This is a genomic window from Dermabacter sp. HMSC08H10 (assembly GCF_001807585.1).
GTDB lineage: Bacteria > Actinomycetota > Actinomycetes > Actinomycetales > Dermabacteraceae > Dermabacter > Dermabacter hominis.
In genome coordinates, this window is the sequence record NZ_KV789428.1 from 11,967 (window position 1) to 25,502 (window position 13,536).

Below are 13,536 nucleotides of genomic sequence, written 5' to 3' on the forward strand. Positions count from 1 at the left end.
GCCTCCTTGCGGCATGGTTGGGGCGGTGGCGGCTAGTCCGAGGTTTCGCCGGCGAGCCGCGATTCGAGTTCGAGCCTACGCTCAGCCTGCTCATCAAGGTAGGTGGAGCGCACGCTTCGCCACCAGATGTAGAGGAAAAACACGCCGAAGAGGATCCACTGGAGCATGTATCCGAAGTTTTGGAGGTTGAGGCCACTCGTGAAGCTCGACTGTGCGGCGGGAAGCGGCCCAAGGTCGCGCCACGCGTCCGCAGCGGTTGCGCTCGCACCGTCGGACTCCCCCGGCCCGGCCATGTACTGACGCGCCTCGTTCGTGAGGGCCCCGTACCCGGCGAGCATGGGCCCCTCCCACACGTTCACGAGCAGGGTGGAGGAAAGCGTTCCGACGGTCGCCACGCCCCCATCGCCCTCGCGGTGCACGGTGCCGCTCGCCTCCTCGGAAGCCTCGAGGCGCACGACTATTTCGTGCGAGCCGGTGGGCGGCTCGGGAAGGGTACCCCATTCGCTCGAAGGGGCGGTCGTGTAACCGCGCGCGACGGGGATGGATGTGCCGCGAAGCGGCCCTTGAGTGATGCGTGCGTTTGTGACGACGACGGCGGCCTCGTAGCCGTCGATCTCGCGGCCGGGCACGAGCACTTGCTCCGAGGCCACGAACTCTCCCGTGAATGACGCGAGGCGACCCTGGACCGCGTTTGTGACAGGTGCATGCGCGTCCATGAGCTCCTCGATCGGGACGGGCGCGGCGGAAGTTGTTTCCTCGCGGGCGTCGAGGGCTCGCGTTGCTCGCTCGAACTGCCAGTTCGCGAGGAGACCGCACACGAGGGTCGCTGTTGCCATGAGGGCGAGTAGGCCCAGGAACTTGGGGCGGAGAGCGACGCGAAGCATTCCTTAAGTGTAGGCGTGAGATTGAGCGAATGGGCCCTCGGTTCCCGGGCAGCGTCCAACTGCTCGCCCTATCCTAGAAAGCGTGTCTCACAGTGTGTATGTAACCTCGTCAGAAGGACGCTCCGGCAAGTCCACCGTTGCCCTCGGCCTCCTTGAAGCCCTCGTCGCCACGTCAGAGAACGTCGCCGTGTTCCGGCCGATTATTGATTCGCGCCACGAGCGTGACGCCGCCGTCGAACTCCTTACTTCGCACCCGGGCATCAGCCAGGGCTACGACGAAGCACTCGGCGTCACCTACGACCTCGTGAACTCCAATCCCGAAAAGGCGCAGGAAGAGATCATGCGCCGCTATCAGGAGCTGCGCGAGAAGTATCAAGCGGTGCTCGTTCTCGGTTCCGATTACAACGGACTCGCAAACCCCACCGAACTCGCCTTCAACGCTTCCGTGGCCGCGAATATCGGCGCGCCGGTTGTGCTGGTCGTCAGCGCACGCCGCCGCGATCCGCAGCAGGCCGCGACGGTCGCCCAGATCGCCTTCCACGAGTTTGCACAGAACCACGCGACCCCCGTCGCCGTCGTCATCAACCGCGCCGCGGACGAGGACCTGCCCGCAAGCCGCGAAGAGATCGCGAAGGTTCTTCCCGAAGGCGTGATCACCGCTGCCCTTCCCGAATCGGACATCGTCTACTCGCCGAGCGTGAACGCTATCAAGGATGCCGTGAACGGCACGGTCGTCCAGGGTGCGCCTGAGCTTCTCGATCGCGTCGCGCTCGACATCGTCGTGGCCGCGATGGGGCTGCCGAATGTGCTCAAGAATCTCCACGAGTCGAGCACCGTGATCGCCCCCGGCGACCGGCACGATCTCATCCAGGGCATCCTCATGTCACAGCAGTCGGGCACGTTCCCGTCGCTCAGCTCGCTCGTGCTCACGGGCGGTTACGACCTTCCCGAGGAAATCAAGACCCTCGGCACGGGCGACCTGCCGATCATCGTGACGGAGGAAAACACCTTCGAGGCCGCCGTTGCCGCGAGCAATATCGACGGCAAGCTCACCTCGACGCCGCAAAAGATCGACGCGGCCCGCCGCCTCGTCGCCGAAAATTTTGCGATGACCGACCTCATTTCGGCGCTCAACCTCGCAAAGAGCGACGTTGTGACACCGATGATGTTCCAGTTCGACCTGATTGCCCGCGCGCAGGGTGAGAAGAAGACGATCGTGCTTCCCGAGGGCGATGAGCCGCGCATCATCGCAGCCGCCGAGGCGATCCTCAGCCGCGGCGTTGCAAACCTCGTGCTGCTGGGAGACGAAACCGCGATCCGCCAGAAGGCTGTACAGCTCGGCCACGACATCGCCGAAGCCCGCATCGTGTCCCCGCACGATGAAGAGCTCGTCGAGAAGTTTGCCGAAGAGTTTGCGCGTCTTCGCGCAAAGAAGGGCGTGACCCTCGACCAGGCGCGAGACACCGTCCAGGACGTCTCCTACTTCGGCACGATGATGGTCCACATGGGCTACGCCGACGGCATGGTCTCGGGCGCCGTTAATTCCACCGCCCACACGATCCGCCCCGCGCTTCAAATCATCAAGACGAAGCCGGGCGCGAAAGTCGTCTCCTCCGTGTTCCTCATGGCGCTCGAGGATCGCGTCCTCGTGTACGGCGACTGCGCCGTGAACCCTGACCCGACCGCCGAGCAGCTCGCCGACATCGCCGCTCAGTCCGCCGCAACGGCCGAGCAGTTCGGCGTGGATCCGCGGATTGCGATGCTCTCGTACTCGACGGGCACGAGCGGTTCGGGGGCCGACGTCGACAAGGTTCGCGAAGCGACCGCGCTCGTGAAGGAAAACCACCCGGACCTGAACGTCGAGGGCCCGATCCAGTACGACGCCGCCGTGGACGCCTCAGTCGCGAAGACCAAGCTTCCCGATTCGGCCGTTGCAGGCCGCGCGACCGTGTTCGTGTTCCCCGACCTCAACACCGGTAACAACACGTACAAGGCAGTACAGCGCTCCGCCGGAGCGATCGCGATCGGCCCCGTCCTCCAGGGACTCAACAAGCCCGTGAACGACCTTTCGCGCGGCGCGCTCGTCGAGGACATCATCAACACCGTCGTGATCACCGCGATCCAGGCGCAGAACCAGAACTGACGGGCGAAGAGCCCCTTCTTGACTACGAACGGAGAAACCGTGACCAACAGCAACGTTCTCGTGATCAACTCGGGTTCGAGCTCGATTAAATTCCAGCTCATCGATCCCACCTCGAATCACGTGACCGCCTCCGGCATCGTCGAGCGCATCACGCTGCCCACGGGCAACGCCTCGATCGAGGCCGGAGACAAGGAAGAAACGTGGGAGGGCTCGATCCCCGATCACGTTAAGGGCATGCAGGTCGTCGAGGAGCTCTTCGCGAAGGTTGGCGTTGAGCTGACCGAGGAGACCGTGAGCGCCGTTGGCCACCGCGTTGTCCAGGGCGGCGCGGTGTTCCCCGAAGCCACCCTCGTGACCGACGAGGTCCGCGACCAGATCCACGAGCTCGGTGCCCTCGCGCCCCTGCACAACTACGCGGCGGTGGACGGCATCAACGGTGCACGCGCGCTCCTGCCGAACCTTCCCCACGTCGTCGTGTTCGACACGTCGTTCTTCACGCAGCTTCCGCCCGAGGCATACACGTATGCGATCAACAAGGAGGTCGCCGAGCAGTACAAGATTCGCCGCTACGGCGCACACGGCACCTCCCACGAGTTCATTTCCTCTCGCGTGCCGGGCTTCCTCGGCCGCGAAGGCGAAGACCTCCGCCAGATCGTCCTGCACCTCGGCAATGGCGCTTCTGCCTCCGCCGTCAAGAACGGCAAGCCCGTTGATACCTCGATGGGTCTCACCCCGCTCGAGGGCCTCGTCATGGGCACCCGCTCTGGCGACATCGACCCTTCCGTGTACGCGCTCCTCAGCCGCCAGGCCGGTATGGACCCCGCGGAGGTCGACACGCTTCTCAACAAGAAGTCCGGTCTCATGGGCCAGCTCGGCATGAGCGACTTCCGCGACATTTCCGCCGCCGTGGAGGCTGGCGACGAAGCCGCGAAGCTCACGCTCGGTATGTGGGCTCACCGCGTCAAGAAGTACGTGGGTGCGTACGCGTTCATCCTCGGTGGGCTCGATGTCATCACGTTCACCGCGGGCATCGGCGAGAACGCTTCGCTTGCCCGCTCGAGCGCCCTCGAGGGTCTCGAGGAGTTCGGGATCATCCTCGACGAGGAAGCAAACGCCCAGCGTAAGAAGGAACCGTGGATCATCTCGGCGCCTGAATCGAAGGTCACCGTTGTCGTGTACCCCACGAACGAAGAGCTCGCGATCGCGCAGCAAACTCTCGAGGTCGCGCGCGGCTGACGATTACCGCACAGAAAATGGGGCCCGCCGACAATGGCGAGCCCCATTTTTCGTGGAGGGTATCAGCGAGTCGTGACGACCTCGACGCGCTGGAACTCCTTGAGGTCCGTGTAGCCGGTCGTCGCCATCGCGTGGCGAAGCGCGCCGACGAGGTTCGTGGTGCCATCGGCAGAAAGGCCGGGGCCGAACAGGATCTGCTCGAGTGGCGCGACCTGGCCGACCTCGACACGGTGCCCGCGCGGCATCGTGGGGTGGTGTGCCTCGCTGCCCCAGTGGAAGCCGCCGCCGGGGGCTTCCGTGGCTCGTGCGAGCGCGGCACCGACCATGAGACCGTCGGCCCCGCACGCAATGGCCTTGACGATGTCACCGCTACGGCCGAGGCCACCGTCGGCAATCACGTGCACGTAGCGGCCGCCGGATTCGTCCATGTAGTCCCTGCGGGCCGCGGCGACATCCGCGACGGCAGAGGCGAGCGGCACGGAAATACCGAGGGTTTCCCACGTGGTTTGGCTCGCGCCGCCACCGAAGCCCACGAGAACGCCCGCCGCGCCCGTGCGCATGAGGTGGAGGGCCGCGGTGTAGGTTGCGCAGCCGCCCACGATGACGGGGACGTCGAGCTCGTAGATGAAGCGCTTGAGGTTGAGCGGCTCGCGGTTTCCCGAGACGTGCTCGGCGCTCACAGTAGTGCCGCGAATGAAGAAGATGTCGACGCCCGCATCGACGACGCTCTTCCAGTGTTCCTGCGTGCGCTGCGGCGAGAGGGAACCAGCCGCGACCACACCAGCTTCGCGTAGCTGCGTGATGCGCTCACGGATGAGGCCCGGCTTAATCGGCTCCGAGTAGATCTCGCGGATGCGGTGGTGAACATCCTTCGGGTCGAGGCGCGCAATCTCCTCCAGGAGCGGCGTGGGGTTCTCGTAGCGAGTCCACAGGCCCTCGAGATCGAGCACGCCGAGCCCACCGAACTGGCCGAGTTGGATCGCCGTTTCGGGACTCATCACGGAATCCATGGGGGCCGCGAAGATCGGGATGTCGAAGTGGTAGGCATCAACCTGCCACGAAGTTGAGACATCCTCCGGATCCCGCGTGCGGCGGGAGGGCACCACGGCTACATCGTCGAGGCCGTAGGTGCGACGGCCTCGCTTATTGCGTCCAATTTCGATTTCGTTCTGCACGGTTTCCAGTCTACAGAGGCCATACGGGATTGACGTCTGGTGTTTTGCCCTGCCGCTTGAGATAGTCGATGAAATTTTCGGCCCATGCGCGGTGAAGCTCGATTTGCTTCTTATGGAGCTCGGCGAGATCGCTTTCGGCAATGACCGTGTGCTTCTTCGCCATGGCGCGCAGAACATCGAGGGTCATGGATACATCGACATCTGCCGTGTGCATGTTTCCCTCGGGCTCCTCGATCCCGTACACCTCCATGAGAGTCGACAGATTGCGCTTGCCCTTGCGGTAGCGATCCAGCCCGCGATCGAGCACGAGCGGATCGACGACAGGCGCAATCGCGCGGCCGAGGCGATCCTCGAGCGTGGGCAGGCCGTTGCGGCTCAGCTCCGCTTCGATGATCGAAAGATCGAAGCCACCGTTGAACGCGACAATCGGCGCGCCCTGCTCAAGGCACTCAACGATGCGCACCGCTATTTCCTCGAGGGCGGGCGCAGGCTCCATGCCGTAGGCGCGCGCGTGTTCCGTGGAGATGCCGTGCACGCGCGAGGCCTGCTCGGGAATCTCCACGCCTGGGTTGATGAGCCACGTCGCGACAGTTTCGCCCTCGCGGCCCGGCCCCGTGGAGAACACGAGGGCTGCGGTCACGATGCGATCATTCGCGGTATCCGTGCCGGTGGTTTCCGTATCAAAGCCCAGCATCGGGCCGTCAATCCAACTCATGTCACAAGCCTACGTCGGGGTGGGACATTTAAACGTGGCCGGCCGTAGGATGAGGGAAAGACCCCCTCCGCGCGAGCAACCATGGAGAGCCGTGCTCGAACTGCACAACATCACCAAGTCCTACACGACGGGCACCTTTACCCAGGTCGCGCTTGCCGGCGTGAGCGTCGCGTTTCGTGACAACGAGTTCGTCGCGATCCTCGGCCAATCCGGATCCGGCAAAACCACGATGCTCAACGTGGTTGGCGGCCTCGATCACTTCGATTCCGGCGACCTCGTCATCGACGGTATCTCGACGAAAAACTTCAGGGACCGCGACTGGGATCGCTACCGCAACAACCGCATCGGTTTCGTTTTCCAGAGCTACAACCTCATCCCCCACCAGAGTGTCCTTGCGAACGTTGAGCTCGCTCTCACGCTCTCGGGCGTCGGGCGATCCGAGCGCCGCAAACGCGCCCTCGATGCGCTCGCCAAAGTGGGCCTTGGCGAACATGTGCACAAGAAACCGAGCCAGCTTTCCGGCGGGCAAATGCAGCGAGTAGCTATTGCACGCGCTCTCATCAACGACCCCGAGATTCTTCTCGCCGACGAGCCCACGGGTGCCCTCGACTCCGCCACGTCCGTGCAGGTCATGGACCTTCTTCGCGAGGTCGCGAGCGATCGCCTCGTCATCATGGTCACTCACAACCCCGAGCTCGCCCACGAATACGCAACCCGCGTCGTCGAGTTTGCCGACGGCAACGTCGTAGGTGATTCCGATCCCTTCGACCCGGCCCTCGAGGAGACGCGCGAAGCGAAGCCCACGCGCAACACGCGCATGGGGCCGCTCACGGCACTCATGCTCAGCTTCAACAACCTTATGACGAAAAAGGGCCGCACGATCATGACCTCGTTCGCGGGCTCGATCGGCATCATCGGTATCGCCGCGATTCTCGCGCTCGCGAACGGCGTCAACAGCTACATCGCCAAAACCGAGGAAAACGCTCTCGCGAACTACCCGCTCAGCATCCAAAAAACGGGGGTCTCGATGGAATCGGGACTCGCGAACGCCAAGCCCAAGGGCGAAGAAAAAGCGAACACGGTGCGCGCCGTTGAGATGTACACGCGCTCCATGAACTCGACGAGCACCAACGATCTCGCCTCCCTCAAGAAGTATTTCGACGCCAACGGAGGAGGAATCAATTCCTACGCCAAGGCGATCGAATACTCGTATGCGGCCGAACCTCAAATCTTCGCGCTCGACACCGACAAACCCGTGCAGGTTCACCCGGAACAGGCGTTTTCGCAATACTCGGGGGGTTTCTCGCTCAGTCCCGCGAGCGCGATGTTCTCGATGAACGCTTTCCGTCAGCTCCCCGAAAACACCGCGCTCTACACCTCGAAATACCGGGTCCTCGACGGCCGCTGGCCGACAAACGCGCACGAACTCGTGCTCGTCCTCGACGAAAATGGCCGAATGCCCGATCTATACGAGTACACGCTCGGCTTCAAGGACCACGCGAAACTCGACGAGATGATGGAAAACACGCAGGCGGGACGAGCATCGGGAGATTCCGACGGCACCTCGGGAGACAAAACCTCCACAAAACCCGGCGAGTACACCTACGACCAGATCATCGGCACCGAGTTCTCGCGCGTCAACGCCTTCGAGACCTACACCCACAACGACGACACCGGCACGTGGATCGACCGCAGCGGCGATGCCGACTTCATGCGCGAGAAGATCGAAAAAGGCGAGCGCCTCACGATCGTCGGCATCGTGCGGCCCAACGAAGGCGAGGACATGGGCGCGCTCCAGCAGGGCATCTCCTACCTCCCCGCCCTCACGGACCAGGTCATTACCGAAGCTGCCCAGTCGGAGATCGTCCACGAGCAGCGGGCGCATCCCGATGTCGACGTTTTCACCGGAAAGACATTCGACGAACTCAAAAACGACGATCAGGGCGACGACTTCGACATGAGCTCCCTGTTTACGGTCGACCAGGAGAAGATCCGCGGCGCATTCCAGATCGACGAGTCGAAGCTCCAGATGGACCTCAGCGGTCTCGATCTCAGCTCGATTCCCGCGCCGAGCTTCGATCCGGGCGCACTCGATATGAGCGACCTTGATCTTTCGAGCCTCGACCCGGGCGCGGTAACCGTCGGACCCCCAACCGTGGATCCCCAGGACCTCGACCTCGCCGGCCTCACCGCGCGCTACCCCCAGCTCGCCGATATCGACCTCCAGGACGCGCTCGCGAAGGCGCTTGAGGGCGACGTGATCCGGCCCGGTGCCGGCGCGTACCTCAGCGGCGAGGCGGGCGCGCTCATCCAGGGCTTTCAGGAGTACTACGCGGCGCATGCGGATTCCGACGGCGACCAGATTCCCGATCGGGACACGGCCGAGGTCGTGCTTGAGTACATGCAGACCGACGAGGTCAAAGGGAAACTAGACGAGATTTCGAGCTCCGACAAGGTGGTCGATCGCGCGCTACTTGAACAGCAACTTTTCGAGGCCCTCGGCGACGACCCGGCCCTCAAGGACGTTTCCTCCGCGGTCAGCAACGATCTCTCGAACGCCATCGCCGAGCAGCTCTCCACCCAGCTAGGCGGCGCCCTCGCAAGCCAAATTCAGCAGGCCATCGGCGGATATTTGACGAACGCGATCGGCTCCATGATGCAGGAATACATGAGCGCACTCCAGGGCGAGATTGAACGCCAGATCAATGACGCGATGTCCACGATGGGCGAGAATTTCGCGAATGCCATGAGTGTCGATCCGGAGAAATTCGCCGATGCGTTCGAAATGAACATGGACAAGGAAGAGCTCGCTGCGTTCATGTCGACGATGGTGTCGACGCGCGCGGCAAGCTACGAGGACAATCTCGAAAAGCTCGGCTGGGCAGACCGCACGAGTCCCGATCAAGTCGATATTTACCCGGCGAGTTTCAAGGACAAGGACAAGGTCAAGGCCATTCTCGACTCCTACAACGCGCAGGCCAAGGCGCGGGGCGAGAAGAAGAAGGAGATCGTCTACACCGACATGGTGGGGATGCTCATGAGCTCGGTGACGAGCATTATCAACGTGATCACGTGGATGCTCATCGCCTTCGTGTCGATCTCGCTCGTGGTCTCGTCGATCATGATCGCGATCATCACCTACATTTCCGTGCTTGAGCGGCGTAAAGAAATTGGCATCCTGCGTGCGGTAGGGGCGTCAAAGGCCGACGTCCGCCACGTGTTCAATGCGGAAACGGTCATCGAGGGGCTTCTCGCGGGCCTTATTGGTGTGGGCATCACGCTTCTGCTGTGCATTCCAGCGAACATCATCGTTGAGCAGAAATTCGACGTCGAGAATATTGCGAGCCTCCCGCCACTAGCGGGAGTGATCCTCGTGGGAATCTCGGTGCTGCTCACCGTACTGGCGGGCGTGATCCCCTCGGGGAGGGCGGCGCGACAGGACCCGGTCGAGGCCCTGCGCGCCGAATAGCCCCAGGCTTTAGCGGGCGCGGTAGTTCGGCGCCTCGACGATCTGCGCCATGTCGTGCGGGTGTGATTCCTTGAGACCCGCCGCCGTGATGCGCACGAACTTGCCGCGCTCCTTGAGCTCGGGGATCGTGTGGGCGCCCACGTAGAACATCGACTGCGCGAGGCCGCCCGTCAGCTGGTGCACGACGGTGCCGAGCGCGCCCTTGTAGGCGACAGTTCCCTCGATGCCCTCGGGCACGATCTTGTCGTCGGTCTCGACATCCGCCTGGAAGTAGCGGTCCTTCGAGAAGGACTTTTTGCCGCGCGAGGCCATCGCGCCGAGCGAGCCCATGCCGCGATAGCTCTTGAACTGCTTGCCGTTCATGAGGATCACCTCGCCGGGCGACTCGGCGGTGCCCGCGAGGAGCGAGCCGAGCATCACGGTATCGGCACCGGCAACGAGAGCCTTCGCGATGTCGCCCGAGTACTGCAGGCCACCATCGCCAATGAGGGGAACACCCGCGCTCTTGCATGCCTTCGAGGCTTCATAAATGGCCGTGACCTGCGGGACGCCGACGCCGGCGACGACGCGAGTCGTGCAGATCGAGCCCGGGCCCACGCCAACCTTGACGGCATCCACGCCCGCGTCAATCAGGGCCTGGGCACCTTCGCGGGTTGCGACGTTACCGCCGATGATCTGAACGCCGTCAAAGGCCTTATCAGCCTTGAGTCGGCGAATCATGTCGAGGGCGAGGCGCGCGTGACCATTCGCGGTGTCGACCACGAGCACGTCGACGCCCGCGTCGCGCAGCGCACCGGCGCGCTCGTAGGAATCGCCAAAGAAGCCCACGCCCGCGCCGATCAGCAGGCGCCCCTCGGCGTCCTTCGAGGCATTCGGGAACTGCTCGCTCTTGACGAAGTCCTTAACGGTGATGAGACCCGTGAGCGTCCCGTTCTCGTCGACGAGGGGAAGACGCTCGCGCTTGTGCTTGCGCAGCAGCGCCGTTGCCTCCTCGCGGCTCACGTCGGTGGGTGCCGTGTACACCTCGCGGGTCATGACGTCCGCAACCTTCGTGCTCGCCCACTCGGCGACGGGAATGAAGCGCAGGTCGCGGTTCGTGCAGATACCGAGAAGCTTCCCGTGTTCATCGACGACGGGCAGGCCCGAAACTCGGTAGTTGCCGCACGTCGCATCGAAGTCCTCGAGAGTCGCCTCCGGACCGATGGTCACGGGATTCGGGATGCGACCGGTCTGGGTACGCTTCACGAGGTCGACCTGGTGGGCCTGATCCTCAATCGAAAGGTTGCGGTGGAGGATGCCAATACCGCCGAGGCGCGCCATCGCAATCGCCATGCGAGCCTCGGTCACGGTATCCATCGCGGCGGAGGCGAGGGGCACCCTCAAGCTAATCTCGCGCGTGAGGCGCGAGGTCGTATCAACATCGCTGGGAATGACGTCCGTCTCCCCGGGGAGAAGCAGCACGTCGTCGTAGGTAAGGCCAACAAAACCGAAGGGATCATTCGTCATGATCCAACCTTAGCGCCGCCTCCTTGCCAGTTGCTTCCTGCGCGCATCAAATGCTTCGAGAAACACGTGCGGATCCTCGAATTCGCCGCGCCATGCCATCCCGTACTTCTTCGCAAGAGCGCGGTTCTCCCAGGACTTTCGCGCGGCTCGATCGCGCGCGAGCAACTGCGGGCGAGATACCCCCTCCCCCGCAAATACCCTCCGCTCGAATTCGGCGATTCCCTCGTAACTGCGGTCGTCCCAGCCGCTATAGGGGATGAGCAAGCGTCGGGCCCCCTCCCCCGCCTCCAGCGCCGTGACACCCTGGGGCCGAAAGTCCGGAACCACCGCCTGGACGTGCGCGACCGCAAGATGCTGCCGGCCCCGACGGACCTCGCCCGCAACCGGGTCCCACCAGGTAGTCCTGTGCACGCACGCGAGCACGGCGAGCAGAAGCAGCGCGAGCAGGGCCCAGCCCGCACACCACGCAAGCGGGAGCGACACAAACCATGGCCAACCGCTGATGCGCCCCACATACAGGCCCGTGACCGGAAGGAACAGCGCGGCAAGGAGCGGCGCCCCCCACTTGAGCCACGGCACTAGGCGCGCGACAAAGGTCGGGCCGAGCGCGATCCGGCCACCTTTCACACGCGGCTCAACGCGCTCAGTCATCTCCCGGCACCTCCGGCGGCCACCACTCGAACCGACGCTCCCTGCCCGTCACCGGATCAGTGAACGCCATGAGCACGCTCCACAGGGCGAGAGGCTCACTCACGTCCCGTCGTGACCGCTCCCCCGTCGCGGGATCGGGCGGGGGCGCGGGATACAGTTCGTCCCCCACAATCGGCAGGCCCACGTGTGCAAGGTGCACGCGCAGCTGGTGGGTGCGGCCCGTATGCGGTACCAGGCTCACGAGACTCCGACGGCTCTCCGCCTCACGCCGCATCATCCGCACGCTCGTCCACGCCTCTTTCCCATGCGGGTCAATGTGCGCCCAGAGATCACCGTGCCGTTTCGCGATGGGTTCGCGGATCTCGATCGGGCCGCGCTCGAGTTCGGCAAGCGTCGGCCCCTCCCCCGACACCCACGCCACGTACCGCTTTTGCACTTCCCCGCGCGCGAAGAGCTGCTGGTAGGCGCCCCGCTCCTGCGGAATCTTCGAGAGCACGAGGATCCCGCCGGTCTGCTTATCAAGCCGGTGAATCGGCGAGAGATCGGGAAGCCCATGCGCGACTCGTAGTCGCACGAGGGCACTGCGGCGAATGTGCTCGCCGCGCGGAATGCTCGCCATCGTGCGCGGCTTCGCGACCACGAGCAGATGCCCGTCCTCGTACACGCTCGGAATCTCGGCCGGCTCGAAAGGTTCCGGCGCGAGCTCCCGGTGGAAAAATACTTCGCGCGCACGCGTCATCGGCTCCTGGGCTGACCACGCGGCGCCATGCTGGTCCACGACCTCGCCCTCGGCGAAACGCGCACCGAGGTCACGCGCCTCAGGCGAACCGAGCGCAGGGAATCGGTCCAGCAGCACCTCGCCTACCGGACGGCCCACCTCGCGTGGCGCCGCCACCACCCTCACGGCATCGAGCCCAGCCCTCTGCGGCAAAGGCGGGCGGGCAAAACGCTTCGTACGGCGGGCAGGCATGGCTCCATTGTGCCAAGGAACCGGTGGCTTCAGATCCCCCAGATCATGAAGGTCAGCACATTGTGCGCGGCGTAGAACGCGACAATCGCGAGCACGAACATGTTCGGGTGACGATCGATGACCGTCAGCGAGCCGGGCATCATGCGGGCAAGCTCACCGGGGCGCGCATGATCAATATGGTCGATCCTGACGCCGTGAGCCTCGGCTTCGCGCACGAGAATCGACTGCGCCCGCGTGCCGTAAAACGCGCCCGAGAGGTTCGCAACGCGGCTCGTACTCGAGCGCATGATGAGGGCAGCATCGAACGCATCGACCTCGGACTCCACGGGGTCACGGGGTTCTTTTCCGCGGTAGATGTCGCGCACGAGCCAAATTCCCGAAAGCGCACTCCAGCGCGCCGAACGCGGGATGCGGAAGAGCCCTCGAACCTTGATCCGATCGTCATGAAGGATCACGCACTGGCTGACGATACGCAGCACCCCGATGAGCGCAAGAGCCACGACACCGAACCACACGTAAAGCGGCAGGGTGAACCAGTGATCGCGAAACAGGCGCGCATCACTCCAGAGGCCCTGACCGATGAAACTGATGCCCACGAGAAATTCAAGAAGAACCGTGAACACGATCGCCGCAAGGAGCGAGGCGCTCATGGCCGCGGGGCTCGGCCGCATAACAATCCTGTGCGCCTTGCCGTTGTGTCTCGTCGTCACATCCTGCGTGGGGCGCTCACCCCTGGGCGTGCTGCGCGATGGTGAGTGGAACACTGCGCTCATGCGATCCCCTCTCA

Annotated in this window: 10 protein-coding genes; 3 read left to right on the plus strand and 7 right to left on the minus strand. The window is 63.9% G+C overall.

Annotated features, from left to right (window positions below; all coding sequences use genetic code 11):
• Nucleotides 1-32: 32 nt before the first annotated feature.
• On the minus strand, nucleotides 33-884 hold the full coding sequence (locus HMPREF3176_RS07805) for an SURF1 family protein (protein WP_070459520.1): 852 nt from the start codon (nucleotides 882-884) through the stop codon (nucleotides 33-35).
• Nucleotides 885-966: 82 nt separating this feature from the next.
• Between HMPREF3176_RS07805 and pta the strand changes: the two genes are divergently transcribed.
• Both pta and HMPREF3176_RS07815 read left to right on the plus strand, forming a co-directional pair.
• A complete protein-coding gene (gene pta, locus HMPREF3176_RS07810) occupies nucleotides 967-3,027 on the plus strand; it encodes a phosphate acetyltransferase (protein ID WP_070459523.1) in 2,061 nt (686 codons plus the stop codon).
• A 39-nt stretch (nucleotides 3,028-3,066) separates the two neighbouring features.
• Complete coding sequence (locus tag HMPREF3176_RS07815) at nucleotides 3,067-4,263, plus strand: acetate/propionate family kinase (RefSeq protein WP_070459654.1); 1,197 nt, start codon at nucleotides 3,067-3,069, stop codon at nucleotides 4,261-4,263.
• A gap of 62 nt (nucleotides 4,264-4,325) precedes the next feature.
• On the opposite strand, the gene HMPREF3176_RS07820 is transcribed toward HMPREF3176_RS07815, so the two are convergent.
• Nucleotides 4,326-5,438 (minus strand): GuaB3 family IMP dehydrogenase-related protein, encoded by a 1,113-nt coding sequence (locus HMPREF3176_RS07820; protein WP_016663902.1) that lies wholly within the window; start codon nucleotides 5,436-5,438, stop codon nucleotides 4,326-4,328.
• A gap of 10 nt (nucleotides 5,439-5,448) precedes the next feature.
• Complete coding sequence (locus HMPREF3176_RS07825; RefSeq protein ID WP_070459525.1) at nucleotides 5,449-6,153, minus strand: exonuclease domain-containing protein; 705 nt, start codon at nucleotides 6,151-6,153, stop codon at nucleotides 5,449-5,451.
• Between the two features lie 91 nt (nucleotides 6,154-6,244).
• Between HMPREF3176_RS07825 and HMPREF3176_RS07830 the strand changes: the two genes are divergently transcribed.
• Complete coding sequence (locus HMPREF3176_RS07830; protein WP_070459528.1) at nucleotides 6,245-9,622, plus strand: ABC transporter ATP-binding protein/permease; 3,378 nt, start codon at nucleotides 6,245-6,247, stop codon at nucleotides 9,620-9,622.
• Between the two features lie 9 nt (nucleotides 9,623-9,631).
• Here the strand turns inward: HMPREF3176_RS07830 and guaB are convergent, their stop codons facing one another.
• Genes guaB through HMPREF3176_RS07850 form a run of 4 tightly spaced genes read right to left on the minus strand, consistent with a single transcriptional unit; the run spans nucleotide 9,632 to nucleotide 13,522 of the window.
• Entirely contained in the window at nucleotides 9,632-11,128 is a 1,497-nt protein-coding gene (guaB, locus tag HMPREF3176_RS07835) for an IMP dehydrogenase (protein WP_016663899.1), read from the minus strand.
• 9 nt (nucleotides 11,129-11,137) lie between these two features.
• Entirely contained in the window at nucleotides 11,138-11,779 is a 642-nt protein-coding gene (locus HMPREF3176_RS07840) for a hypothetical protein (RefSeq protein ID WP_016663898.1), read from the minus strand.
• Nucleotides 11,772-12,749, minus strand: a complete 978-nt coding sequence (locus HMPREF3176_RS07845; protein WP_070459531.1) for a pseudouridine synthase — start codon at nucleotides 12,747-12,749, stop codon at nucleotides 11,772-11,774. Before HMPREF3176_RS07845 ends, HMPREF3176_RS07840 begins: the two co-directional genes overlap by 8 nt.
• Nucleotides 12,750-12,778: 29 nt before the next feature.
• Nucleotides 12,779-13,522, minus strand: coding sequence for a hypothetical protein (locus HMPREF3176_RS07850; protein ID WP_016663896.1), 744 nt, complete (start codon nucleotides 13,520-13,522; stop codon nucleotides 12,779-12,781).
• Nucleotides 13,523-13,536: the final 14 nt, after the last annotated feature.